The sequence below is a fragment of the Tateyamaria sp. ANG-S1 genome (assembly GCF_000814025.1).
Taxonomy (GTDB): Bacteria; Pseudomonadota; Alphaproteobacteria; order Rhodobacterales; family Rhodobacteraceae; genus Tateyamaria.
The window spans coordinates 501,428-526,715 of the sequence record NZ_JWLL01000003.1 but is presented as its reverse complement, the minus strand read 5'-3'; the positions used below and the strand labels follow the sequence as shown (position 1 = coordinate 526,715).

Genomic DNA, 25,288 nt, shown 5'->3' with positions numbered 1-25,288 from the left:
GTGCATACCTCATACGCTTGCGGACTTCTGCGGTTGAGCCATGTCAAAGTATTGCAGGTACAGGCGACTAGGGTGTCGCGCGAAAGGATCGCCGTCATGTTTACCAATGCCCGCACGATCGTGACGCTGTTCGGATTCAGAATTCGGATTGATCCAAGCTGGATACTGATCGCAATCCTGATCACGTGGAGCCTTGCGCAGCACAGCTTTCCGGCCGCCGTGCCGGGGCTGTCGCAGTGGATGTACGCGCTGCTTGCCGTGTGCGGTGCAGGTCTGTTCTTTGCCTCGCTTGTCGGGCACGAATTGGCACACGCAGTGGCAGCGCGGCGGTTCGGGATTGAGACACGCAGCATCACGCTGTTCCTGTTCGGAGGTGTTGCTGAGCTGGCGCGCGAGCCCACGAAGGCGCGGCACGAGTTCTGGATTGCCATCGCCGGACCAGCCATGAGCATTGCGCTCGCTCTTGCATTCGCCGTTCTGGCAGAGGGGGCGGCGGCCGCCTTTGGTGTCGGGCCGATGTCCGCCCTGCTGTACTATCTCGCGCTCGTGAATATGGTGCTTGCCGTTTTCAACCTGTTGCCTGCCTTTCCGCTCGACGGGGGGCGGGTGCTTCGGGCCTGGCTGTGGTGGCGTCGCGGGGATATGCTATCGGCCACCAAAACAGCGGCACGCACTGGAACCGTCCTGGCATATGCGCTGATCGCACTTGGTCTGCTGGGGCTCTTTCAGGGCGCCATCGTTGTAGGCTTCTGGCAAATCCTGATCGGCCTTTTCATCCTCGGGGCAGCCAACAACGCCTTGGACGCGGAACGCACCCGCGCCTTGCTGGGCAATCGGCAGGTGTGGTCCGTTATGTCAAAACCAGCGGTCACCACCGCGCCTGACACAACGCTTGCGACGCTCGTCAATCAGGTGATGTTGGCAAAGCGCGTCAGCTTTGTGCCTGTGGTCGAGCGGGGGCAGGTGCTGGGGTACATCGACACGTCTGTTCTGCAACACATTGATCGCGAGAGCTGGGCAAACACCCCTGTTGCCGACGTTTTCATCACGGCGGACGATAAAGTCTGCGTTCCGCACGACATGCCGGTGCTCGACCTGTTCGCCCGCATTGCAGCCACCGAACAGCGCAAGTTTATCGTCATGCAGGACGACCGTATCGAGGGTGTGGTCAGCCTGTCTGATCTGACCCGTCAGCTCGGGATATTGGCAAGCATCGGCAAGGTCGAGCGGGCAGGGTCCGAGGTGCGCCCATGACCATTTCAGCAGCCAACAGCTATTGCGAGACGCGGGTCAATACGCGCGTCCTTTCACGTCATGACAAGGCTTTGACCCCGTGAACACCACCCGTGATCCTGCACTTCTGACCGCGCTGATGGAGGCCGCCGCAGACGCCGTCATCGTCGCCGACCGCACCGGCTGTATCCTGCGTGCGAACCCGGCGACCGGCAAGCTGTTCGGCTACGGGGATGGGGACCTGATCGGGCAAAAGGTGAACGTGCTTATGCCCGAGGCGTTGGCCAGCCTGCACGATACGTTCATGGAGCATCACCTGAAGACCGGCGAACGGCGGATCATTGGAAGTGGCCGCAACGTCGAAGGCAAACGTCAGGACGGCACCGTGTTCCCGCTTCACCTGTCCGTGGGGCGCGCAGACATTGATGGCCAGATCCTGTTCATCGGGATATTGCATGATCTGACAGAGCGCCACATGGCCGATGAAGTGCTGGCCCGGTCACAACGGCTGGATGCCGTTGGCCAGCTGACCGGTGGCATCGCGCACGATTTCAACAATCTGCTGACTGTGATCATTGGCAATCTTGAATTGTTGCAAATGCGGGGTGCGGATGCGCGGCAACGCGGGCTGATTGATGACGCGCTTGCCTCTGCCGAACTGGGGGCGGACCTGACCTCGCGCCTGCTGGTCTTTGCGCGCAAGGGCAATTTGAAACCCGTTCTGGTGGACTTGCGCGAGCAATGCCAGAATGCGCTCGCGCTGCTGCGGCGCACCATTGGCGCGCGCTATACAATTCGGACCGACTTTGCCGACACGGTCGGAAAGGTGATGATTGATCCGGTGCAATTGCAGTCCGCGCTGATCAACCTCGCACTCAATGCACGTGACGCGATGCCGGATGGGGGCGAGTTCCTGATCTCGATCGCCGATGTGATCATCGACGATGACTACATGGCGCAGGAAACCGATATTGTTCCCGGCTCTTACGTACGCCTGTTCATCAGCGATGATGGCGCCGGCATGACGCTTGAGGCGCAGCGCCGCGCGTTCGAGCCCTTTTTCACGACCAAGGCTGACAGGGGTGGAACGGGCCTTGGCCTTGCCATGGTCTATGGTTTTGTGCGGCAGTCGGGTGGCCACATCACGCTTTACAGCGAACTTGGCCATGGCACGAGTTTCGGTCTGTACTTCCCAATTGTTCGAGAAACACAAGATGCGGGAGAGGCGATCGCCAGCGTTATGCCCACCGCGATACCGCGCGGCAGTGCAGAGGTTGTTCTGGTGGTCGAGGACAATCCGCGCGTCCGCAAACTGTCCATCGAGCGGGTACGCGACCTGGGCTACAAAACCCTGGAGGCGGCGAACGGCGACGATGCCTATGTCCTGTTGCAATCAGGGGTTCACATCGACATCGTCTTTTCCGACCTTGTCATGCCGGGCACGCTGAACGGCTATGACCTGGCGGCTAAGATCCGCGAAGAATTTCCCGACGTGCGGGTGCTGCTGACCTCGGGCTATGCAAGCGACGTTGTGACCAGCAAGCTGGGCGGAACCAAGCGCTACGATGTTCTGCACAAGCCCTACAGGCAATCCGATCTCGCCAAACGGCTTCAGGCTCTGTTGTAGTACGTGGCAGCCAGTGCCTTGCGCTCGACCGGGCAGGCAAAGGTATAGCCCACACCGCGCACGGTCTTGATCAGGCGCGGTTCTGATGGGTTCCGTTCGATTTTCTTGCGCAACCGCGCGATCTGGTTGTCGACCGTCCGGTCTAGTGGGGACCATGTCGCCCCATGGGTCAGATCCATCAGCTGATCACGTGACAGAACCCGCATCGGTCGTTCCAGAAACACGTTGAGCAGGTTGAAATCACCGCTGGTCAATTGGCAGTCGGACCCGGCACGATCAATCACCTGCATGTGGTCGGGAATGGCGATGACGCCGTCGAAATGGTAGGCGGTGCTTCCCATGGGCTCGCGCGCAGCGGGCCTGCTCCGGTGCGCGTCCTCTTCCGCAAACTGGTGGCGGCGCAGAACGGCACGGATGCGTGCAATCACTTCTCGCACGTGAAACGGCTTGGTGATGTAGTCATCTGCTCCGACTTCCAGCCCGACAATGCGGTCGATCAGATCGTCCTTGCCGGTCACCATCACCATCGGGACGGTGGACAGCTTTCTGATCTGCCGCGCAAGGTCGAGCCCGCTTTCCGCGCCAAGATGGATATCAAGTGTGACCAGGCTCAGATCCTGCGCGGCGATACATTCGAGGGTCTCAGCCGCTGATGTGGCTTCCATGACCTGAAACCCATCATCTTCCAGCAAATTGCGTAGCACAGCGCGTACTTTGGGGTCGTCTTCCACAACCAGCGTCGATGGTCTTTGGTCCAACTTGTACTCCAGCAGATTGGTGCAGATGCACGAGCAGCCCTTCGGACCGGGATCCGTCGAGCAAAATTACAAATTGATACAAAACGCACAGGTACAACCATATGTAGGAATACACCTGCGCTTCACCAAGGGGCTTGCGAGCAATTGGGGGAGACCGGAATGTACGTCACGCTGACCGCGGAAAACCGTCCCCCTCGTGGTCTTCTGACAGAACACGGTGTAACGGCGGCCGGGTTGCCAACCGCGGTTCGGGCCGGACAGCATCTCTACCGCGAGGGAGACACAGTAGAGCGCCTTTACCAGGTCACGCGCGGGGTTGTCAGGTTGACGCGCATGCTGGAGGACGGGCGTCGGCAAGTGATCTCGTTCGGGTATCCGGGCGACATCATCGGTTTTCCATCCGACGGGCGACATCATACCGATTGCGACGCGCTGGTGGACGCGACCCTTTTTGCATACCGGCGGTCGGCATTGGACAGCGGGGACGGTGATCCCGCATTGCACCGCGCCTTGCTTGAGGCCGCGTTGCGCGAGATCAGCGCCATGCAGGACCATGTGATGATGCTGGGCCGCAAGTCGGCGCTTGAACGTGTCGCATCCTTCCTGAACGTATTGACCACCTGCTATGGTGAAGATTTCGACCTCGGGCGCAGGATAGAACTGCCGATGTCACGCAGCGACATTGCGGATTTTCTGGGACTGACAACCGAAACTGTAAGCCGTGCGTTCACGACGTTGCGCAAATCCGGCGTAATGTCGCTTGATGGCGCACAAACCATCGTCGTGCACGACCCCGGCGCATTGGCTGACATGGCGGCGGGCGACGACTGAGCTACCGAACGCTGCCGGTTTCGGTACAGTATGCCCATCGCTTTATTGTCGCCGCTGACAGGTAAACATGAAGCCAACGAATTCGTATGTCCGTTCGTTTTTATAGCTAACTAAGCACGGGCACTCGGGTGTGACCCGCATCAAACCGATGTAACGTTTATATCTGGGAAGGCTTTGGCAAAAGCCGCCTCAGACATCCCCAAAAAGCTGTATGCGGTTCAAGGTGGGCGAGACGATCCGAGCCCGCGATATCAGAAAACGAACGCGCTAAATCAGGACTTCCTTTTTGTCTCCATATGGAAGTCATGAAGAGCGGCAGGAATACGGCTCCCAAAAGTGCCGCAATAAAAACCGCCCATACCCTCAATTGCGTGCCTTGCGCACTGAAGATCTCCGGCAGCAAAAAAACCACTGTAATCGTGCAAAGGCAGGTGAGTGCGCCTAGGGCAAGGCGCCAGACAATACCCCACAGCACCATTCCGATACGCTTCATCGACTTAGATCCGGATCATTGGGTAGGTTTTCGAGCGCATTGTGAAGTGAAATGAAATACAGGTCGACCAGATACCTACGATGGTCATGAGCACATATTCGCGTCATCGATCTGGACCGCTTCGAAGTCGGCCCGCAAACGCTTAACCATCTAGGCACAGCCAACTGCTTCCATCTTAGGCGTACCGACAATGATAGCATGATCCTAGCGTACGCAGGAGCGCCGTTGATCAAAAGCCAGCTGCGCCCCCGAAAGCCGGAATGCGCTCACGTTCAAACGGGAACACTCAGGTGGGGCCAACCACAAGGGCAGGACCGCCGCACAAACGCAATGGCCAAAGATGACAACAGCATTGCACGTCTGAGCTTCGATCCGATCCTTGTTCACCAAAGCTTTGCTGCACAGAAGCGACGCGCTCCCCAGGTGCCGCGCACCATCAGCCCCCCTTTAAGTGACCGCGCTCATGGTCTATGTGCACGGCTTGATCTGTCGGATACGCACCCCATGACCATGACCCTCGCCATTGTCGGACGGCCCAACGTGGGCAAGTCGACGCTGTTCAACCGCCTTGTGGGCAAACGCCTTGCGCTGGTCGATGACCAACCGGGCGTGACGCGCGACCTGCGCGAAGGGCCGGGCAAACTGGCGGACCTGCGGTTCACGGTGATCGACACCGCCGGTCTCGAAGAGGCGACGGATGACAGTCTGCAGGGCCGGATGCGCAAGCTGACGGAACGCGCCGTGGATATGGCCGATGTGTGCCTGTTCATGATCGATGCGCGGGCAGGGGTCACGCCCACGGATGAGATCTTTGCCGACATCCTGCGCAAGCGCGCCGACCACGTGCTGCTGGCTGCGAATAAGGGCGAGGGTGCCGCTGCCGATGCGGGCGTGCTCGAAGCCTTCTCGCTGGGTCTGGGCGAACCCATTCGCCTGTCTGCCGAACATGGCGAGGGCCTCACGGACCTCTACGCCCAATTGCAGCCCCTCGCTGACCTCTTTGCCGAGAAAAACGCGCATGAAGATCCCGAAACCGACGTGAGCGTGGACGAGGAGGACACCGACGAGGTCCCCCAACCCACTGCTGCAAAACCCTTGCAAGTCGCCGTCGTCGGCCGCCCCAACGCTGGCAAATCCACCCTCATCAACCGCATCATCGGCGAAGATCGCCTTCTGACGGGACCCGAGGCTGGGATCACCCGTGACGCGATCAGCCTGCGCACCGATTGGGCGGGGTCGGATGGCGTGGGCACGCCCATGCGCATTTTTGACACCGCTGGCATGCGTAAGCGGGCCAAGGTGCAGGAAAAGCTGGAAAAACTTTCGGTCTCCGACGGTCTGCGCGCCGTAAAATTTGCCGAGGTTGTGGTCGTTCTGCTCGACGCGGCTATCCCCTTCGAACAGCAGGACCTGCGCATCGCTGACCTCGCCGAACGCGAAGGGCGCGCTGTCGTCATCGCCATCAACAAGTGGGATGTCGAGGATGACAAGCAGGCCAAGCTGAAAGAGCTGAAAGAGAGCTTTGAACGGCTCTTGCCCCAACTCAAGGGCGCGCCGCTTGTGACCGTTTCGGCCAAGACGGGCCGGGGCCTTGACCGTCTGCACGGCGCGATCCTGCGCGCCTATGACGTCTGGAACCGTCGTGTGCCGACCGCCGCGCTGAACCGCTGGCTGACGGGGATGCTTGAACAACACCCGCCGCCTGCACCGCAGGGCAAACGGATCAAGCTGCGCTATATGACCCAGGCCAAGACCCGGCCGCCAGGCTTCGTCGTCATGTGCTCACACCCCGACAAGGTGCCCGAGAGCTACAACCGCTATCTGGTCAACGGCCTGCGTCTCGACTTCGATATGCCCGGCACACCCATCCGCCTCTTCATGCGCGGCCAAAGCGACGCCAACCCTTACAAGGGCCGGAAAAAGGCAGGGCCGTCCAAGCTGCGCAAACACACCGAGGGACGGCGCGGTTAACCTTGGTTAACCGATTTTAACGAAAAAAGCGTTTGGAATCAGCGTTGTCCCCGCGGGGACAAATCCTCACCTCGCAAGGCGCTGATGGTCGGGCGGAGCATGACGAGCGCTCCCACGACCGCCAGCGCACCGACAGACCGCAGATCAAACCCGTTCTGCACGCCAATCGCGACCAACGCCCAGATCACCGCGATCCCATAGGTCGGTGCCCGCCCCAACGCCCGCTGAATGACCAGCGCGAGGACAACAGCCGCTGTCACCATCACCCACGCCGCCGTCTGCTTGGACGTGAACCCGTAGCCCGCGAGCATTAGGCCCAAAGCCACACAACTCGCCGCGCTCAGCCAGCCCGCATAAAGCCCCACCGGCCACGCCGCGACCCAGGGCTCCAATCGCGGACTGCGCCACAAAGCGACCAGCGCGCTAATCAGCATCACCCAGATCAAAATGGTTGCCCAGACTGCGCTTTGCACTGCCACGGGCAACCAGACGCTGCCCACGGCGAGCGAAACGGCCAGTGGCGCGCGCACGGGCGCCCAATCCGGCGTGGACCAGCGCTTGAGCACGCCAAAAGCCGCGCCGACAATCAACCACAGATAAATCGGCCCCCAAATCGCAAAGGCATACCCGGCCGGTTGGACCGGGGGATCGTTCTGGGGAATGGGAAACTGATCGCTCTCGAACCCGCCGAAATCCGGCACCCAGAACGGCGACGCTGCAAAGGTCACAGCAAGGATCAGAACGAGCAAAGGCATGGTTTTCCACCGTTTACAAAATTTTGCGTCGAGATCATCATTTCAACAATCCGAAATTTCAGCCAGCCAAAACCTAGTCTGGCACATTGTATTTCAAGGACTTGGCCCACGATGACCCGCATTGCAATCTTCTGTGACGGCACATGGAACTCGCCTGATATCCCCGAACCTACGAGCGTCCACAAACTCGCCCAGGCGCTCGTGAACGACCCGGCCAAGGGGCAGGTCGTTGCCTATTTCAAAGGGATCGGGACCGACCGGCGGTTTGATGGTCCTGTTATGAAAATGCTGAACAGATACGCTGGCGGTGCCTTTGGTTGGGGGCTGGATGCGAAGGTCAAGCAGGCCTATCAGTTTCTGGCGCAAGCCTACCAAGACGGGGACGAGATTTACCTCTTCGGCTTTTCGCGCGGGGCCTATACTGCGCGGTCCGTGGCCGGGATGATCCGCAAATGCGGGATCGTGCAGGACACCAGTACGGACGGGATCAACAAGGCCTTCCAACTTTACCGCAAGCGGGGCAAACGCAACCACCCGGATGCGCCGCACATCCGCGAAGCACGGCGCGAGATGTCGCCGAAATTTGGCACATCTGTCAGTGACTTGGCGTGGCGGAACGACACATCGCGTATGGTTGCCATCCCCTATCTTGGCGTGTGGGACACCGTGGGCGCGCGGGGCATTCCGCCATCGCTTTTGGGGCCCGTCGCAACAGTTTGGAACCTGCAATACGCCTTCCACGACATGGCGCTGTCGAGCCTTGTGCAATCCGCCCGCCACGCGCTGGCGCTGGACGAATTGCGCGTCATGTACAAACCCGCCAAGTGGGACAATCTGGACGGGGACCAAGGGTTGAACAACGGCGATACAGGGCCGCTGCGCCCGTATCAGCAGATGTGGTTTGCCGGGAACCATGGCATTGTTGGCGGCTCTGGCACGTCTCAGGGCCTGTCGGCCATCACGTTGGACTGGGTGGTGCAGGGGGCGGGGCGGTTGACCATTGAGCCAGAGGCGGTCTTTCCGCCAACCAAACCTGACCCTCTGGCCGAGGCGGAGATGGATATCAGCCTGTCTTGGTTGAGGAAATGGCGGCAAGGGCCGCTTTCGGATCTCGAGCTCCACCCTTCGGTGACGGAGCGGAAGTCGGGGCGGCCGGACTACCGCCCCGGGTCCTTGCGTTTCTAGGTCAGTGCGCCGTCCGCCGTCAGCGTGGTCTTGCCACCGAGATAGGGTGCAATCGCTGCGGGCAGTTTGACCGATCCGTCGGCCTGTTGGCCGTTTTCCAGCACCGCGATCAGGCAGCGGCCCACGGCGAGGCCGGAGCCGTTAAGTGTATGAACGAATTGCGGTTTTCCGCCGTCTGCGGGTTTGAACCGAGCGTTCATGCGGCGGGCCTGGAAGTCGCCCGTGGTCGAGACCGAGCTGATCTCGCGGTAGGTGTTCTGGCCCGGCAGCCATGCCTCGATGTCATAAGTGCGGCGTGCACCAAAGCCCATGTCACCCGTGCAGAGAACGACGGTTCTGTAAGGGATTTCAAGGGCTTCCAGGAGACCCTGGGCGCAGCCAAGCATCCGCTTCTGTTCATCCTCCGAGGCGTCGGGGTGGGTGATCGAGACCATCTCGACCTTTTCGAACTGGTGCTGACGCAGCATGCCCGCCGTGTCGCGGCCTGCGCTGCCCGCTTCGGACCGGAAGCACAGGGTGTGGGCCGTGTAGCGGCGGGGCAGGTCGCTTTCGTCGATCACATGGCCCGCGGGGATGTAGGTCAGGGGCACTTCGGAGGTGGGAACGAGCCACATGCCGTCCTCGGTCCTGTAGCTGTCTTCGCCAAATTTGGGAAGTTTATCAGTACCATACATGGCATCATCGCGCACGAGGACGGGCGGGTTGACCTCGGTCAGGCCGTTTTCGTCGACGTGGGTGTTGATCATGAACTGGGCGAGGGCGCGGTGGATGCGCGCGACGGCGCCGGAGAGCAAAACGAAGCGGCTGCCGGAGATTTTGGCGGCTGTTTCGAAGTCCATGGAGGCGGCGACGCCTGCGATGTCGAAATGCTCTTTTGCTTCGAAATCAAAGGCTTGTGGTTCACCCCACTTGTGGATTTCCACATTGTCATCCTCGTCCCCGCCGTCCGGCACGTCCTCGGCGGGCAGGTTGGGGATGCGCGCGAGGGCGTCGGTCAACTCGGCGTCGAGCGCCTTGGCCTCCTCCTGCATCTGCGCGATTTCTGCTTTCTTTTCAGCGACTAAGGCGCGGAGGCGTTGGAATTCATCCTCGTCCCCGCGGCCCTTGGCTGCGCCCACTTCCTTGCTGGCCTTGTTCTGTTCGGCCTGCGCGGTTTCGGCGGCGAGGATCTTGGCACGGCGTGCTTCGTCGAGGGCCAGAAGGGACGACGACATCGCAGCGTCCCCACGGCGCGCAAGGGCGGCGTCGAAAGCGGCGGGATTGGCGCGGATGGCGCGGATGTCGTGCATTGGTCTAATCCTCGGGACAGATTTTACAGTGCCGCCCCTATGCCCGATCAGGGGGCAGGGGCCAAGAGGTTAAGGCAGCGTGCGGTGGTGCTGTGGCGGGGTGTTGCGGGCAAACTGCGATGTTTAGGGGTGAAACTGCGTGTTTTGGTGGGCTGGAAATGCGGGATTTTGAGGGGGGATTGGGGAAGTTGCACATTTTGCTGGGGAAAGTGCGTGTTTTGGGCGGTGGTGGGGCGGTGAGGTTTGGTTAACTTTTTGGGGGCGTTAAGGTTTGAGGTGAGAGGTTAGGGATTGGGAAAGATTTGAGCCAATCAAACCCAAAACGGAAAACCGCGCAGTCCTACCTTGTCCATCAGCTTTTGATAGTAGTGATTGGTAGCGAGATCATTGGCGTCGTTTGGCGACCAATATTCAAACCCTGTCTCGCGAAGAGACTGGCGGGCCACGTGCAACCGCTCTCTATCCCCTTCGCGCTCTGCTTTCCTCACCGCGATTATCTTTTTGCGCAAACCGTCCCGCCTATCTTCATACTCGTCTAATAGTTTCGTGTCCTTGGTGCCAAAGGTTTTGTTCATCACATCCGGCTCGTCAAAGTATTGGACAGCGGTCAGGTCGGCGCCGTCAAATCGTGTTCCAACGATTGACTTGGCCATATTGAATGTCTCCGTCATCCCTCCTGAAACTGGCGTCGGTTTGTTGAGTGTTGTGTGTCGAAAGCTGGCTCCGGTCAAATCCGCGTCGAACCAACGCGCGTGGTTCAACAAAGAGCCATCAAACAACGTGCCTCTCAACGAAGCTCGGCTGAGGTTTGCCGCTTCAAACCGGCAGTTCACAAAGACTGCTCCGTCGAAACTCCCATATGCAAAGTTCACACCGTCCAAATTGGAATTTTGAAGGTTTAGTCGGAACTCTTTCGCCGCTTCCAGATTTCGCTGATCCACGCTTCGCCTGCCGATTACGTCAATTGCAGTCTGGATATCGAAACGCGGTTCCGCTGGTTTCTTGATGTCTTCGGTTGGTGAAAGCTCATGCTGGGCGCTGTTGTGCCGTACATATGCACAGAGAATCTCCATTGCTTGAAAGTGATCTCGCAAACTGTCTTGTGCGATGCGCTCTAGTGCGAAGATCGCCCCGATGCGTACTTCGATGTTAGGGGTCGTGACCTCAAACTCTTCATACTCCGCATCCATTAGTGTGGTGAAGTTCGGCTTCAGCCGTCTGGTTCGTTCGTTGCGAACGGCCCCTAAGCCTTCAGTTGCCTTATTTATCCTTTCTGTGATTTGTCCCTGCAGTGCTGTGTCGTTTGCCTCAGATGTCAATTGCAGCCGGATCAGTGTAAAGGGCAATGCGATGACAGCGCCAAGCACTGCTGTGAGGCCACCGATGCGCAGGACATAGAAAAGGTAGTCGTTGGTACGTCCGGTTGCCTCAAGCGTGGCGATGATCAGGCCGAAGAGTCCCAGTAAAAGAACACCCACCAGCGCGATGTAGAGGGTGAGTGCGACAATCATCACCACCGGGTGGATGTGTCCCAGCCCCAAGGAGGCGCTGAACGCGCTAAGCGCGCCTTTTTCTTTTTTCGCCTCGGGCAGGGTGACGTAGACCAGCCAAGATGCCGCAAGCACGCAAATCAGGGTTAAAAGCCCCAGTGCCAGAGGGCGCGGCAGGGTCAGTGAGAGAGTGAGTGGTTCGTCCATCCCGCCATTCTGACGCGAATGTGCGTCGGGCAAAAGGTCTTTGATCCCGCCCCTGTGATCTGTGACCGCTCAATCCCCTGTTTGTGCCCCCTTTGTGCCTTGCGCTAACACGCCCCCGCCCATAGGTTCTGCCAAACTCTGAAGCGGGCCAGTTGCCGCCCCAAGACCAAGGACAATTCCCATGGAAGCCATCGGCCAGTTCATTCCCCTGATCCTGATCTTTGCGATCATGTATTTCCTGCTGATCCGGCCTCAGCAAAAGAAGGTCAAGGAGCATGCCGCCATGGTTGAAGCCCTGCGCCGGGGCGATCAGGTGGTGACCCAAGGGGGGCTGATCGGGAAGGTCTCCAAGGTCAAGGAAGACAATGAGGTCGAGGTGGAAGTGGCCGAGGGCGTGAAGGTGCGCGTCGTGAAGTCCACCATCGCGCAGGTGCTCAATAAAACCGAGCCTGCGAAGTAATGCTTCAGATTGATGCGTGGAAACGGGTACTGATTTGGTCCTTATGTGCGCTGGGCCTGATGCTTGCCCTGCCCAACGGGTTCTATACCCGCGTTGAGCAGCACAATGATGCGGCCCAGGCCATTGAGTTGGGCGCTGATACCCCCGAGAACCAGGCCCTGTTTGCGCAGTGGCCGGATTTTATGCCCTCTGCGCTCGTGAACCTTGGCTTGGACCTGCGGGGCGGCGCGCATCTGCTGGCCGAGGTGCAGGTCGAGGATGTCTATGCCAGCCGGATCGAGGCGATGTGGCCCGAGGTGCGTGACATCTTGCGCGCAGAGCGGGCGACCATTGGCACCATTCGGTTGCAGCCCTCGGACCCTGATGTGCTGCGCATTCGGATTGGCGAGCCTGCGGGGATGCAGCGGGCGTTGCAGCTTGTGCGGACCTTGCAGCAACCTGTGCAGACGCTGACCGGGGTGGGTGCGAACGACATTGTTGTCAGTGCCGATGGGCCGGATGTGGTCGTTGTGCAGTTGAGTGACGAGGAGAAGCTCGCCTCGGACGAGCGGACGGTGCAGCAGTCGCTTGAGATCGTGCGCCGCCGGATTGACGAGGTGGGCACGCGGGAGCCGACCATTCAGCGGCAGGGCGCGCAGAGGATCCTTATTCAGGTGCCGGGCATCGGGTCGGCGGCTGAGTTGAAGGAGATCATCGGGACGACGGCGCAGTTGACTTTTAACCCGGTTGTGAACCGGACGTCGGACGAGAACGCCTCGGCCGGTGTGGGCAACAAGTTGGTGCCGTCGCTGGATGAGCCGGGGCTGTTTTATGTGATCGAGAGCGCGCCTGTGGTGACGGGTGAGGATCTGGTCGATGCGCAGCCGAGCTTTGACCAGAACGGCAACCCGGCGGTGTCTTTCCGGTTTAACACGACAGGCGCGCGGCGCTTTGGCGATTATACGGCTGAGAATATCGGGTCGCCCTTTGCCATTGTGCTGGATGATGAGGTGGTGTCTGCCCCTGTGATCCAGAGCCATATTCCGGGCGGGTCGGGGATTATCACCGGTCGGTTCTCGGTCGAGGAGTCGACCAACCTGGCCGTGCTGTTGCGTGCTGGGGCGTTGCCTGCGGAGCTGACGTTTCTTGAGGAACGAACCATTGGGCCGGAGCTGGGGCAGGACAGTATTGATGCGGGCAAGGTTGCGACCATGGTCGCCTTTGCCGCTGTGCTGGTGTTCATGGGGCTGAGCTATGGCCTGTTTGGGCTGTTTGCCAACATTGCGCTGATCATCAATATCGGGCTGATTTTTGGCTTGCTGAGTATGATCGGGGCGACCCTGACCTTGCCGGGGATTGCGGGGATTGTGTTGACCGTGGGTATGGCGGTGGACGCCAATGTGCTGGTGTTCGAGCGCATCCGCGAGGAGTTGAAGTCGTCGCGGGGGCCGGCGCGGGCCATTGAACTTGGCTATGAGAAGGCGTTGTCGGCTATTCTGGATGCGAACATCACGACCTTCATTACTGCTGTGATCCTGTTTGCGATGGGCTCTGGTCCTGTGCGCGGGTTTGCGATCACGCTGGGTCTGGGCATTCTGACGTCCGTGTTTACCGCGATCTTCGTGACGCGGCTGATGGTGGTGATGTGGTTCGAACGCCGCCGCCCCAAGACAATCGAGGTGTAAGATGCGACTGAAGCTGGTCAAACAGGGCACCAATTTCGATTTCTTCAGCCGGTGGAGGCTGTGGTTGGGGCTATCGGGCCTGCTGATCGTGCTGGCGGGGGTGTCGTTTGTACTGCAGGGGCTGAACTACGGTATCGACTTCCGTGGCGGCACGACCGTGCGGACCGAAAGCGCGCAGCCGGTGGATATTGGTCTGTATCGCGATGCCATGGCGCCGTTGGAGTTGGGGGACATCTCGATCACCGAGGTGTTTGATCCGACTTTTGACGCCGATCAGAACGTGGCGATGATCCGTATCCAGGCGCAGGAAGGGCAGGAGGCGGTGACGCCCGAGACCATCCGTGACGTGCAGGCAGCGTTGAGTGCGTCGGTGCCGGATATTCAGTTCGTGTCAGTGGAATCCGTTGGGCCGAAAGTATCCGGAGAGTTGATCCAGACGGCGGCCATTGCGGTGATCTTGGCCATCGGGGCGGTGCTGATCTACATCTGGTTGCGCTTTGAATGGCAGTTTGCGTTGGGGGCTGTGGCCGCCCTTGTGCATGACGTGATCCTGACCATTGGTGTGTTTTCCGAACTGCAGATCAAGTTTGATCTGGCCATCATTGCGGCGCTTTTGACCATCGTGGGCTATTCGTTGAACGACACAGTGGTTGTCTTTGACCGGGTGCGGGAGAACTTGCGCAAGTACAAGAAGAAGCCGCTGAACGAGGTGCTGAACATCTCGATCAACGAGACGTTGAGCCGGACTGTGATGACATCCGTGACCACGCTGCTGGCGTTGATTTCGCTTTATGTGCTGGGTGGGGACGTGATCCGTGGGTTCGTCTTTGCGATGATCTGGGGCGTGATCGTGGGGACGTATTCCTCGGTCTTTGTCGCCTCGACCGTTCTGTTGTGGCTGGGCGTGAAGCGCGACTGGTCGAAGCCCGATGCGAATGCGGGCAACCAGTTTGCGAATGTGGATGCGTAACGCGCTGGCCTAGCGCTGGCGCTGAACTGGCCCTTGCTTGCAGGCGTGCAGCCTGCAAGCTGGGCGCATCATGACAGCAATGATTGCGGATACGCTGGCGTTGCCGGGCTTTGTCTGGGTGCTGGTCGTCACGGTGGTGGCGGGCGTCGTCTATGGCTTTGCGGGCTTTGGCGCGGCGTTGGTCTATATGCCGGTGGCGACGGCGTTTGTTCCGGTTGAGATGGCGATTGCGGCCTTTGGTGTGACGGCGCTGGCGTCGCTTGTTTCTGTGGTGCCGCGCGCGTGGGGGCAGGCGGATCGGCGCAATGTGGTGTTAATGATTGTGGTGGCGACCCTTGCCTTGCCGCTTGGGATTGCGGTTTTGCGGCTGAATGATGTCACGACCATGCGTTGGGCGGTGCTGGCTGTGACCACGCTGACGCTGGTCGCGTTGGTTCTGGGCTGGCGGTACAAGGCGGCGCCGACCCGTGTGGCGCGTGTGTCGGTGGCAGCGGCCACGGGTGTGGTCGGTGGGGCGACGGGCCTTGTGGGGCCGATCATGGTGCTGTTTCAGTTGAGCGGGCAGGAGGGTGTGGCGCGGGCGCGGGCCAATACGCTGGTGTTTCTGACCATCACCGGGCTTTTGACGGTGCCGTTGATGGCGATGCAGGGGCTGCTGACTGTCGAGGCCGTGGTGCTGGGCCTGATTTTGATCGTGCCCTATGGCGTGGCTTCGCGCATCGGGCAGGCGCTGTTCGATCCGGACATGCAGGTGCTTTATCGCTGGGTCGCCTACGTCATCATTGCGGCGGCCATCGTCATGGGGCTGCCGGTGTTCGGGGAATGAGTGCGGTGGTGACCGAGGCGCTGGCGTTGCCGGGGATCTGGTGGCTCGTCACTGCGATCCTCGCGGCTGGGCTGGTGCGTGGGTTTGCAGGCTTTGGGTCGGGCATGATCATCATGGCGGCGGCAAGCTCGGTTCTTTCGCCCTTTGCTGCGCTTGCCTTTCTGACCGTGGTGGAGCTGTGGGGGCCGCTTCCGAACCTGCGTCCGGCCTTGCGTAATGGGAATTTGCGGGAGACCGGTTGGTTGTTGCTGGGCGTCGCGATTGGTTTGCCCGTGGGGCTGTGGACGTTGTCCTTTGTCAACCCGGTGGCCTTTGGCTGGGGGGTGTCGATTGCCATTCTGATCTTGCTAGGTGCGCTGATGTCCGGCTGGCGCTACCGGGGGCCGATGGGCTCGCGCACGACTGTAGGTGTGGGCACGTTTGGCGGGTTCCTCGGTGGTTTGGCGGGTATTCCCGGGCCGCCAGTCATTCTGCTCTACATGGCGTCCGCCAAGGCCATTGCGGTGATCCGGGCGAATTTCCTGCTGTATCTGTTGGGGGTCGACATGATGAAGCTGGGTATCTTCCTGGCTTTCGGTCTGCTTGACGCGCAGGCGGTCATCATTGGGCTGGTGTTGGTGCCGCTTTACATGCTTGCGAACGTGGTGGGTGCGTGGTTGTTCGACCCCAACGCGGAGCGACTTTTTCGCACGGTGGCCTATATCGTCATTGCGGCATCCGCTATTCTGGGCCTGCCGATTTGGGAGATGGGTCATGCGCCTGAATGAGATCACTTACACCGATGCGCAGCCGGTTGAAGGCTATGGGCCGGGGTTTTTTCGTATTGGTGGTGAGGTGGTTGAAGGCGGCTTGCTGACCGGGCCTGCGGGTACGCGGGGGTGGGGCGGATATGACGACCGTGCGCCCCTTTTGGCGCTGGTGGGGCAGGTGGATGTGCTGTTCATGGGCACGGGCGCTGATGTTGCCCATATCCCTGCCGATCTGCGGTCTGTGCTGGAAGAGGCGGGATTGGGTGTTGAGGTGATGTCGTCGCCGTCTGCGGCGCGGACCTACAACGTGCTTTTGAGCGAAGGGCGGCGCATTGCGTTGGCGGTGCTGCCTGTCTGAGAGGGTGGAGGGGGCCAGCCCCCCGCGCGTTGCGCGTCCCCCGGAGTTTATTTGGCAAGATGAAGGAGCGGGGGCTTTTGGCAAGCCGCTCAATCGGTTAGCCATGTTTCATGGAATTGACTGTCACTGATCTGGCCGTGGGCCGTGGTGGGGTGCCCGTTCTGGCCGGTGTGGGTTTTACGCTGCGGGCGGGGCAGGCGCTGGTGCTGCGGGGGCCGAACGGGTCCGGTAAGACGACATTGCTGCGCACGGTGGCGGGGTTGCAACTGCCGATGGCCGGGACCGTGGCGGGGGCTGACGACCGGATTGCCTATGCCGCCCATGCGGATGGGTTGAAGGCGGCATTGACGGTGGCAGAGAATTTGCGGTTCTGGGCGTCCGTCTTTGGGCAGTCGGATATTGCGCCTGCGCTGGCTGCCTTTGATCTGGAGGAGTTGGTGGATCGGCCTGCGGGTCGGTTGTCGGCGGGGCAGAAACGTCGCTTGGGCCTCGCGCGGTTGATGGTGACGGGGCGCGATGTGTGGGTGCTGGATGAGCCGACCGTGTCGCTGGATGCGGCATCGGTTGCGTTGTTTGCCGAGGCTGTGCGGGGGCATTTGGCGCGGGGTGGGGCGGCGTTGATGGCGACGCATATTGATCTGGGGATTGAGGCCGAGACGCTGGATGTGTCGGGCTTTCGTGCGGCGGCGGCTGAGATGGATGCCGCGGACGAGGCGTTTCTATGAGGGCGTTGTTTTTCCGTGATCTGGCGCTGGCCTTGCGGGCTGGGGGTGGTTTTGGCCTTGGGCTCGCGTTTTTCCTGATTGTCGTCGTGCTCGTGCCATTCAGTGTCGGGCCGCAATCGGCGCTGTTGACGCAGATTGCGCCGGGGGTGCTGTGGTTGGGGGCACTGCTTGCGTGCTTGTTGTCGCTGGACCGGCTTTTGGCCGTCGATTGGGAGGATGGTGCGCTGGATTTGCTGGCGACCTCACCCCTGCCGCTGGAGGGGATCGTGGCGGTGAAGGCGGCAGCGCATTGGGTGACGACGGGCTTGCCGTTGGTGTTGGCGGCACCTGTGTTGGGCGTTCTGCTGAATTTGGCGCCGTCTGGGTATGGTGTGCTGGTGTTGAGCCTTGCCCTCGGGACGCCTGCGCTGTCGATGATTGGGGCCTTTGGTGCGGCGCTGACTGTCGGGATTAAGCGTGGGGGGCTCTTGCTGTCGCTCCTGGTTTTGCCGCTTTATGTGCCGACGTTGATCTTTGGGGCGGAGGCGGCGCGGCGGGCGGCGGAGGGCCTGGACTCTGGTACGCCGCTGCTGCTTTTGGCGGGGATCACGCTTGCCGTGCTGGCGGCGATGCCATTTGCCGCAGGGGCTGTGCTGCGGGTGAACCTGAGATAACGCGGATGTCGATTGAGATGGGGCCTGCGAGGGGTTAGATATCAGACATGTCACTTTGGGAATACGCCAACCCTGTCAAGTTTCTGCGTCTGAGCGAGCGCGTGCAGCCGTGGCTGTGGTGGGGGTCCGGGATATGCCTGGTCGTGGGGCTGATCTGGGGGTTCTTCTTTACCCCGGATGACTTCCGGCAAGGCTCGACCGTCAAGATCATCTACCTGCATGTGCCGTCAGCGCTGATGGCGATCAATGCGTGGTTCATGATGCTGGTGGCCTCGCTGATCTGGATCGTGCGGCGGCACCATGTGTCGGCCCTTGCGGCCCGTGCGGCGGCACCCGTGGGCATTGTGATGACGTTGATTGCGCTGTTTACCGGTGCCATCTGGGGGCAGCCGATGTGGGGGACGTGGTGGGCGTGGGATCCGCGGCTGACCTCGTTCCTGATCCTTTTTCTGTTTTATCTGGGCTATGTGGCCTTATGGGAGGCGATTGAGGATCCCGATACGGCGGCGGATTTGACCTCGATCCTGTGTCTGGTCGGCACCGTTTTTGCTGTGCTGAGCCGTTATGCGGTGCTGTTCTGGAACCAGGGGCTGCATCAGGGGGCGTCGCTGAGCCTCGATAAGGAAGAGAATGTGGCGGACGTGTTCTACTTCCCGCTGCTGGTCTGCATTGCCGGGTTTGTCCTGCTGTTCCTGGCGCTGGTTCTGTACCGGACGGGGACCGAGATACGGGTGCGTCGGACGCGTGCGTTGATGGCGCGTGAGACGCGGGGCGCGGGCTTGCGGGCGGAGGAGGCGTGATGCCTGATCTTGGGAAATATGCCGAAGCGGTGCTGTCGGCCTATGCGGTGTCGATTGTGCTGTTGGTCGCTATCGTTGTGCTGACCGTCTGGCGTGGGCGTAAGGTGCGCGCCGAGATGGAGGCCGTGGAGCGGCGGAGTGGTCGCAATGGCTAAGCTGTCGCCGTTGATGCTGGCCCCCATCGGGATTTTTGCGGGCTTCGTCGCGCTGGCCGCCGTGGGCATGTTTCGCGAGAATCCGGATGAGTTGCCCTCAACCCGGATTGGTGCGCCTGCGCCGCCGCTGACGGAGGCGCAGCTTGCCGATTATACGCCTGTGGCCGAGGGCGATCTGGTGCGGGGTGAGGTCACGCTTGTGAACTTCTGGGCGTCCTGGTGCCCGCCCTGCCGGGCTGAGCATCCGAAGCTCTTGGAGATGGCGGCCGAGGGTATGCCGATCATCGGGGTGAATTTCCGGGATACCGAGGGTCCTGCGTCAAAGTATCTGGATGAGGATGGCAATCCGTTTGTGGCCGTCGCTTTTGATCCGGCTGCGCGGTCGGCCATTGACTGGGGTGTGACCGCACCGCCGGAGACTTTCATTCTGGATGCGGACGGGACCGTTCTTTTCCGTTTTCAGGGGCCGTTAGTTGGGGCGGACTACGAGAACCGGTTCCTGCCCGCGCTGGAAAAAGCGCTGTCAAATTGAGCGCCTAGCGGCGCATTACACTTTGATCCGCCTTGTTTCTTCTGACTGAAAATACCACCGCCGGAGGCTTCTGACGGAGATGTCGGGAGCCTCCGGCGGGGATTTTTTTGAAACAGGGAATTCGGACCGGTCCGCGCAGCGGCAAACACTCTGGGAGAGTGTTTGAGGTCCGAATGGGCGGAGCCCCAGACCGGTCCGCGCCGGTTATAAGCGATAGCCTGCGTTGACGTCGAGGATTGCGCCGGTGATCGCACCTGCCGCGCCGGAGGCGAGGAAGCGGACGGCGGCGGCGATGTCTTCGGGCGTGGCCATGCGGCGCAAGGCGCTGTCGTTGATGATCATGTCTGTGATGTCGTCGGGGCGGGTCGCTTCGGGCGTGTTGACTGCGCCGGGGGCGACGGCGTTGACGCGGATGCCTTTGGGGCCGAGCGCTTTGGCGGCGATTTTGGTCCATGTGTCGAGCGCGGCTTTGCTGGCCGAATAGCTGTGCGCGACCATGGCCGGCAGGCGGGCATTTTGGGACGAGATGTTGACGATGGCCGCACCGGGGTGGAGATGCGGCAGCGCAGCTGCAACGAGGCCCATGGGGGCGTTTACGTTGACGTTGAAATTGGTGGCGATCTTTTGGGCGTCGTAGTTTTGCGCGTCATCGGTCAGGATGCTGCCCGCGTTGTTGACGATGATGTCGAGACTGCCGAACTGGTCGATGACACGTTTGGGCAGGGCGGCTGTTGCGTTCGGGTTGGAAAGGTCGATCTGGAAGTCTGCGATATTGGGGTGATCGGTGAGCATGCCGGTCGGCGCGGTGCTGCGCCATGTGATGGCGACGTTGTGATCCTGGGCCAGATTGAGGGCGATGGCGTGTCCGAGGCCGCGGGCTGCTCCGGTGACGAGTGCGGTTTTCATGGCATTCTCCCAACAAAAAGGGCGCCCCGAGGGGCGCCCGTTCTGGTGGTATCACATCTGCTTTAGGCGGCAGACGCAAGGTTGCGCAGCACGTAGTGCAGAACGCCGCCGTGTTCGATGTATTCAATCTCAATCGCGGTATCGATCCGGCACTTGAGCATGATCTCTTTCACCGTGCCGTCACCCATGGTGATGGTGCAGGGCACTTCCTGCAGCGGCTGGATCGTGTCGAGGCCGGAGATGGAGACAGTTTCGTCACCTTTGAGGCCCAGCGATTTGCGCGTGTCGCCGTTTGTGAACTCGAACGGGATGACGCCCATGCCGACGAGGTTCGAGCGGTGGATGCGTTCGAACGATTCAGCGATGACCGCTTTGACGCCCAAGAGTGCCGTGCCTTTGGCCGCCCAGTCGCGGGACGAACCCGCGCCGTATTGTTCGCCGCCGAAGATCACGAGTGGGGTGCCGTTGTCCTGGTGCGCCATCGACGCCTCGAAGATCGAGGTCTGGTCGCCGTCCGGCCCAAGTGTGTAGCCGCCTTCGACGCCGTCCAGCATCTCGTTCTTGATCCGGATGTTGGCGAAGGTGCCGCGCATCATGATCTCGTGGTTGCCGCGACGGGAGCCGTAGGAGTTGAACTCGCGCGGTTGGACCTGGCGGTCGGTCAGGTAGCGACCGGCGGGAGTGCTTTCCTTGAACGAACCGGCGGGCGAGATGTGGTCCGTGGTGATCATGTCGCCGAGGATGGCCAGAACCTTGGCCCCGTCGATGTTGGTGATCACGCCCGGCTCGGGCGACATGCCCTGGAAGTAGGGCGGGTTCTGGACGTATGTCGACGCGGGCGGCCAGTCGTAGGTTTTCTGGTCCGTGGTTTCCACGCCTTGCCACTTTTCGTCGCCGGTGAAGACTTCGGCATATTTTTCCTGGAAGGCTTCGCGGGTCACGGTTGCTTCGACCAGCTCGGCGACCTCCTGGCTGGTGGGCCAGATGTCCTTCAGGAAGACGTCGTTGCCGTCCTTGTCCTGTGCGATGGGGTCAGAGGCGAGGTTGATGTCGAGCGTACCGGCCAGCGCGTAGGCCACGACCAGCGGCGGGGACGCGAGGTAGTTGGCGCGCACATCGGGCGAAATACGACCTTCGAAGTTGCGGTTGCCGGAGAGGACCGAGGTGGCGACCAGATCGCCGTCTGCGATGGCTTTGGAGATTTCCGGCTGGATCGGGCCGGAGTTGCCGATACAGGTGGTGCAGCCGTAGCCCACGAGGTTGAAGCCGATCTTGTCGAGGTCTTCTTGCAGGCCTGCGGCCTCCAAGTAGGCGGAAACCACCTGCGAGCCGGGGGCCAGCGAGGTTTTCACCCATGGCTTGCGGTCAAGACCCAGTGCGGCGGCCTTGCGTGCCACGAGGCCCGCGCCGATCATCACGTAGGGGTTCGACGTGTTCGTGCAGGATGTGATCGAGGCGATCACGACCTTGCCCGATTCCATGGTGTAGTCTTCGCCCTCGACCGCGACTTCCTTGCCCATGGGCCGCTTGAAGGTTTCTTCCATTTCCTTGGTGAAAGCCGCTTTGGCGTCTGTCAGCGCCACATAGTCCTGCGGGCGTTTGGGGCCGGAGATGGCGGGTACGATGGTGCCCATGTCGAGGTGGAGCGTGTCGGTGTAGACCGGCGCGTAGTCCGCGCCGCGCCAGAAGCCGTTTTCCTTGGCGTAGGCTTCGACCAGGGCGATGCGGTCCTCGTCCCGGCCGGTGTTGCGCAGGTAGCGGAGTGTTTCGTCGTCGATGGGGAAGAAGCCGCAGGTGGCGCCGTATTCGGGGGCCATGTTGGCGATGGTCGCGCGGTCGGCGAGCGGCAGGCGGTCGAGCCCTTCGCCGTAGAATTCGACGAATTTGCCGACGACGCCCTTGGCGCGCAGCATTTCGACGACTTTCAGGACGAGGTCGGTGCCGGTGGTCCCTTCGACCATGGAGCCGGTCAATTCAAAACCGATCACTTCTGGGATGAGCATGGAGATCGGCTGGCCAAGCATGGCGGCCTCAGCCTCGATCCCGCCGACGCCCCAGCCGAGGACGGCGGCGCCGTTGACCATGGTGGTGTGGCTGTCAGTGCCGACAAGCGTGTCGGGGTAGGCAACCTCGGCGCCGTTCTGATCCGTGTCGGTCCAGACCGTCTGGGCCAGGTATTCGAGGTTCACCTGGTGGCAAATGCCGGTGCCCGGGGGCACGACGCGGAAGTTGTTGAATGCGGACTGGCCCCATTTCAGGAACGTGTAGCGTTCCATGTTCCGTTCGTATTCGCGGTCCACGTTCATCTGGAAGGCGCGGGGGTTGCCGAACTCGTCGATCATCACCGAGTGGTCGATGACGAGGTCAACGGGGTTCAGCGGGTTGATCTTTTCGGGATCGCCACCGAGGGCCACCAGACCGTCGCGCATGGCAGCAAGGTCCACCACGGCGGGCACGCCGGTGAAGTCCTGCATCAGCACGCGGGCGGGGCGATAGGCGATTTCGCGGGGGTTCTTGCCGCCCTTGGCACCCCATTCGGCGAAGGCCTTGATGTCGTCCACGCTGACGGTCTTGCCATCTTCAAAGCGCAGCATGTTTTCTAGCACCACCTTCAGCGCGGCGGGCAGGTTGGCGAAGTCACCCAGGCCCGCGTCTGTCGCGGCGGGGATGGAGTAGTAGTCGATGGACTGGCCGCCGACGGTCAGCGTCTTGCGCGTCTTGGCGGTGTCGTGGCCTACGGTGATGGGCATGGGGTTTTTCCTTTCCTGAAGCGGATGGGGCAAATCTTTGGGTGCGTCATGCCCCAAGTGTGCGGGTGCGATCAACCGCATTTGGGATGCCTGCGACGATTTTGTATACTATTGCATACAGTTTTTGCGCGCAATGTCGTGATCGGGCTGTCACATACGCTCAACAAACCTTGATTGGCGCTTGGGGTGAGTCTCTCATAGGTACGCTATACACCTCGAAACTCCTCCCGACACAGGTAGCGTGCGACCGTGATGAAACGCCTGATTCCCCTTGCCTTTGCGGCTCTTGCCAGCCTTGTCACACCTGCTGCGGCGCAGTCGCCCGTTGTGGTTGAGCTGTTTACCTCGCAGGGGTGTTCGTCCTGTCCGCCTGCGGACAAGCTGATGCATGAGTTGGCCAAGCGGGATGACGTGATCGCGCTGGCGCTGCATGTGGATTACTGGGATTACATCGGGTGGAAGGATGAGTTTGCCGACCCCGCCTATGCCAAGCGGCAGCGGGCCTATGCGGTCGCGGCGGGCCGTCGGTCCGTCTACACGCCGCAGATGATCATCAATGGCGAGACTGACATCGTGGGCGCGCGACCCATGGAGCTGTCGCGCGTGATTTCGGATTATGCGGCTAAGACAACACCGGTCACGCTGGCCATCACCAAGTCCGGTGACCGTGTCAGCATTCTGGCCCAAAGTGCCACGCCGAGCGGGCCGCTTGTTGTGCAGATGGTCCGCTATACCCCCGAACGAACGGCGCGGATCACGCGGGGCGAGAATGCGGGCCACACGCTCACCTATGCCAATGTCACCGAAGGCTGGAAGATCCTGCAGCAGTGGGACGGGGTGACGGACCTTGCGATTGAGGCGGATGCGCCGGGCGACAAGCCGCTGGTCGTGATGGTGCAGAAGGGTGTGGATGGTCCCATTCTGGCTGCGGCGCAGATCAGGTAGCCAGGTCCGGGTAGTATTCATCCGTACGCCAGCGTCTTGCGACCCAGAGCCATTGTTCCGGGTTGGCCCGGATACGCGCGCCGATGCTGTCATTCATCGACTGCGTCATCGTTTCAGGGTCTGAATGGGCAATGGGATCCTCCATCACACAGTCGAAGGTGAGCCCGTCAGGTTTGCGGATACCGTAGAAGGGTATCAGCAGGGCGTTGTACCGCAGAGCCAGCTCGGCCGCGGAGACAGCAGTGCGGGCTGGATGGCCGAGAAAGTCGAGGATAGGTGCGCGCTGGACATGCTGATCGAAGAGCAGGACCAGTTGTCCGCCCGCTTTGAGGTGCCGGACGAACCCGGCGGTGCCCTTGCGTCCCTGAGCGAAGACGGGGCCGCCAAACGCCTGCATGGTGCGTACATAGTGGGCGTTGAAATACGGGTTTGACATGTCGCGGTAGAGCCCGCCCACGTCAAAGCCGCGTCCCACGAGGGTGGCGCGCAGTGCTTCGTAATTGCCGAAGTGCCCGGTGACGAGGACCACGGGCTGCCCGGTTTGTGCTGCCTGTTCAAGTGCGGCGATGCCGGGCCCTTCGATCTGGGCCGACTTTTGGCGGGCCAGGAGTGCGCCGGTTGAATAGTTTTCGATCAGCGTGCGGCCTGCATTGTTCAGGCTTTCGCGCGCGATGCGCTCGTGTTCGGTGCTGGGCAGATCGGGCAGGACAAAGGCGATGTGTTCGGCGGCGCGGCGTTTGAACCCGGCCGCGGGGCCGACAATATGCGAGAGGATCCATCCCATGAAGGGCACGCGCCACTTGTAGGGCAGTGCGAGCGCTGCACCGATACATCCGCGTGCGACGGCGTTTGTGGCCAGATAGGCCAACCGTGTCTGCCATGGCAAATCTTCGGGGTCGTGTCGCATTCGGGTCCATGTGATGAGCGCACTGCCTTGCAGCACAGGAAATCACGGA

The 25,288-nt window shown here is 61.0% G+C and carries 25 protein-coding genes; 17 read left to right on the top strand and 8 right to left on the bottom strand.

Annotated features, from left to right (window positions below):
* Window positions 1-96 precede the first annotated feature (96 nt).
* Window positions 97-1,254: a site-2 protease family protein gene (locus tag RA29_RS04425; protein ID WP_039683962.1), complete on the top strand. Its 1,158-nt coding sequence runs from the start codon at window positions 97-99 to the stop codon at window positions 1,252-1,254.
* 79 nt (window positions 1,255-1,333) lie between these two features.
* The gene (locus RA29_RS04420; protein ID WP_039683247.1) at window positions 1,334-2,860 is read left to right on the top strand and encodes a PAS domain S-box protein; all 1,527 of its coding nucleotides are present in this window, start codon (window positions 1,334-1,336) and stop codon (window positions 2,858-2,860) included.
* Here RA29_RS04420 and RA29_RS04415 read toward each other — a convergent pair.
* Window positions 2,845-3,618: a response regulator transcription factor gene (locus tag RA29_RS04415; protein WP_039683245.1), complete on the bottom strand. Its 774-nt coding sequence runs from the start codon at window positions 3,616-3,618 to the stop codon at window positions 2,845-2,847. The genes RA29_RS04420 and RA29_RS04415 overlap by 16 nt on opposite strands.
* A gap of 159 nt (window positions 3,619-3,777) precedes the next feature.
* Here RA29_RS04415 and RA29_RS04410 point away from each other — a divergent pair, with 159 nt between their 5' ends.
* Window positions 3,778-4,449 carry a helix-turn-helix domain-containing protein gene (locus RA29_RS04410; protein WP_039683243.1) on the top strand — a complete coding sequence of 224 codons (672 nt, stop codon included), beginning with the start codon at window positions 3,778-3,780 and terminating at the stop codon, window positions 4,447-4,449.
* 157 nt (window positions 4,450-4,606) lie between these two features.
* Here RA29_RS04410 and RA29_RS22755 read toward each other — a convergent pair whose 3' ends face one another.
* Complete coding sequence (locus RA29_RS22755) at window positions 4,607-4,942, bottom strand: hypothetical protein (RefSeq protein WP_152612929.1); 336 nt, start codon at window positions 4,940-4,942, stop codon at window positions 4,607-4,609.
* A 504-nt stretch (window positions 4,943-5,446) separates the two neighbouring features.
* Between RA29_RS22755 and der the strand changes: the two genes are divergently transcribed.
* Window positions 5,447-6,913, top strand: coding sequence for a ribosome biogenesis GTPase Der (der, locus tag RA29_RS04405; protein WP_039683960.1), 1,467 nt, complete (start codon window positions 5,447-5,449; stop codon window positions 6,911-6,913).
* Between the two features lie 38 nt (window positions 6,914-6,951).
* On the opposite strand, the gene RA29_RS04400 is transcribed toward der, so the two are convergent.
* Entirely contained in the window at window positions 6,952-7,668 is a 717-nt protein-coding gene (locus tag RA29_RS04400; protein ID WP_039683241.1) for a tryptophan-rich sensory protein, read from the bottom strand.
* A 111-nt stretch (window positions 7,669-7,779) separates the two neighbouring features.
* Here RA29_RS04400 and RA29_RS04395 point away from each other — a divergent pair, with 111 nt between their 5' ends.
* On the top strand, window positions 7,780-8,853 hold the full coding sequence (locus tag RA29_RS04395) for a DUF2235 domain-containing protein (protein WP_039683240.1): 1,074 nt from the start codon (window positions 7,780-7,782) through the stop codon (window positions 8,851-8,853).
* Here RA29_RS04395 and serS read toward each other — a convergent pair.
* Together serS and RA29_RS04385 are read right to left on the bottom strand one after the other, a co-directional pair.
* Window positions 8,850-10,142 carry a serine--tRNA ligase gene (gene serS / locus RA29_RS04390; RefSeq protein ID WP_039683238.1) on the bottom strand — a complete coding sequence of 431 codons (1,293 nt, stop codon included), beginning with the start codon at window positions 10,140-10,142 and terminating at the stop codon, window positions 8,850-8,852. The two genes, RA29_RS04395 and serS, sit on opposite strands and share 4 nt — an antisense overlap.
* Before the next feature lie 311 nt (window positions 10,143-10,453).
* The gene (locus tag RA29_RS04385) at window positions 10,454-11,839 is read right to left on the bottom strand and encodes a pentapeptide repeat-containing protein (RefSeq protein WP_052249460.1); all 1,386 of its coding nucleotides are present in this window, start codon (window positions 11,837-11,839) and stop codon (window positions 10,454-10,456) included.
* Window positions 11,840-12,020: 181 nt separating this feature from the next.
* Between RA29_RS04385 and yajC the strand changes: the two genes are divergently transcribed.
* From yajC to RA29_RS04330, 11 genes are all read left to right on the top strand, one after another.
* On the top strand, window positions 12,021-12,299 hold the full coding sequence (gene yajC / locus RA29_RS04380; protein WP_039683235.1) for a preprotein translocase subunit YajC: 279 nt from the start codon (window positions 12,021-12,023) through the stop codon (window positions 12,297-12,299).
* Window positions 12,299-13,963, top strand: coding sequence for a protein translocase subunit SecD (secD, locus tag RA29_RS04375; RefSeq protein WP_039683233.1), 1,665 nt, complete (start codon window positions 12,299-12,301; stop codon window positions 13,961-13,963). Before yajC ends, secD begins: the two co-directional genes overlap by 1 nt.
* Before the next feature lies 1 nt (window position 13,964).
* Complete coding sequence (gene secF, locus RA29_RS04370) at window positions 13,965-14,933, top strand: protein translocase subunit SecF (protein ID WP_039683232.1); 969 nt, start codon at window positions 13,965-13,967, stop codon at window positions 14,931-14,933.
* Between the two features lie 70 nt (window positions 14,934-15,003).
* Window positions 15,004-15,759 (top strand): sulfite exporter TauE/SafE family protein, encoded by a 756-nt coding sequence (locus RA29_RS04365; protein WP_039683230.1) that lies wholly within the window; start codon window positions 15,004-15,006, stop codon window positions 15,757-15,759.
* Window positions 15,756-16,526, top strand: a complete 771-nt coding sequence (locus tag RA29_RS04360) for a sulfite exporter TauE/SafE family protein (RefSeq protein ID WP_039683228.1) — start codon at window positions 15,756-15,758, stop codon at window positions 16,524-16,526. Before RA29_RS04365 ends, RA29_RS04360 begins: the two co-directional genes overlap by 4 nt.
* Complete coding sequence (locus RA29_RS04355; protein ID WP_039683226.1) at window positions 16,513-16,866, top strand: Mth938-like domain-containing protein; 354 nt, start codon at window positions 16,513-16,515, stop codon at window positions 16,864-16,866. Before RA29_RS04360 ends, RA29_RS04355 begins: the two co-directional genes overlap by 14 nt.
* A 110-nt stretch (window positions 16,867-16,976) precedes the next feature.
* Window positions 16,977-17,591 carry a heme ABC exporter ATP-binding protein CcmA gene (gene ccmA, locus RA29_RS04350; protein WP_039683224.1) on the top strand — a complete coding sequence of 205 codons (615 nt, stop codon included), beginning with the start codon at window positions 16,977-16,979 and terminating at the stop codon, window positions 17,589-17,591.
* Complete coding sequence (gene ccmB, locus RA29_RS04345) at window positions 17,588-18,244, top strand: heme exporter protein CcmB (protein WP_039683222.1); 657 nt, start codon at window positions 17,588-17,590, stop codon at window positions 18,242-18,244. The genes ccmA and ccmB overlap by 4 nt, the downstream gene beginning before the upstream one ends.
* Window positions 18,245-18,291: 47 nt before the next feature.
* Window positions 18,292-19,044 (top strand): heme ABC transporter permease, encoded by a 753-nt coding sequence (locus tag RA29_RS04340; RefSeq protein WP_039683220.1) that lies wholly within the window; start codon window positions 18,292-18,294, stop codon window positions 19,042-19,044.
* The gene (ccmD, locus tag RA29_RS04335) at window positions 19,044-19,199 is read left to right on the top strand and encodes a heme exporter protein CcmD (RefSeq protein ID WP_039683218.1); all 156 of its coding nucleotides are present in this window, start codon (window positions 19,044-19,046) and stop codon (window positions 19,197-19,199) included. Before RA29_RS04340 ends, ccmD begins: the two co-directional genes overlap by 1 nt.
* On the top strand, window positions 19,192-19,731 hold the full coding sequence (locus RA29_RS04330) for a DsbE family thiol:disulfide interchange protein (RefSeq protein WP_039683216.1): 540 nt from the start codon (window positions 19,192-19,194) through the stop codon (window positions 19,729-19,731). Before ccmD ends, RA29_RS04330 begins: the two co-directional genes overlap by 8 nt.
* A 204-nt stretch (window positions 19,732-19,935) precedes the next feature.
* Here RA29_RS04330 and RA29_RS04325 read toward each other — a convergent pair whose 3' ends face one another.
* Together RA29_RS04325 and acnA are read right to left on the bottom strand one after the other, a co-directional pair.
* A complete protein-coding gene (locus RA29_RS04325) occupies window positions 19,936-20,637 on the bottom strand; it encodes an SDR family oxidoreductase (protein WP_039683214.1) in 702 nt (233 codons plus the stop codon).
* 62 nt (window positions 20,638-20,699) lie between these two features.
* Window positions 20,700-23,387: an aconitate hydratase AcnA gene (gene acnA / locus RA29_RS04320; RefSeq protein ID WP_039683213.1), complete on the bottom strand. Its 2,688-nt coding sequence runs from the start codon at window positions 23,385-23,387 to the stop codon at window positions 20,700-20,702.
* Window positions 23,388-23,639: 252 nt separating this feature from the next.
* Here acnA and RA29_RS04315 point away from each other — a divergent pair, with 252 nt between their 5' ends.
* Window positions 23,640-24,332, top strand: coding sequence for a DUF1223 domain-containing protein (locus tag RA29_RS04315; protein ID WP_039683211.1), 693 nt, complete (start codon window positions 23,640-23,642; stop codon window positions 24,330-24,332).
* Here RA29_RS04315 and RA29_RS04310 read toward each other — a convergent pair.
* Window positions 24,325-25,239, bottom strand: coding sequence for a lysophospholipid acyltransferase family protein (locus tag RA29_RS04310; RefSeq protein ID WP_039683209.1), 915 nt, complete (start codon window positions 25,237-25,239; stop codon window positions 24,325-24,327). The two genes, RA29_RS04315 and RA29_RS04310, sit on opposite strands and share 8 nt — an antisense overlap.
* Window positions 25,240-25,288: the final 49 nt, after the last annotated feature.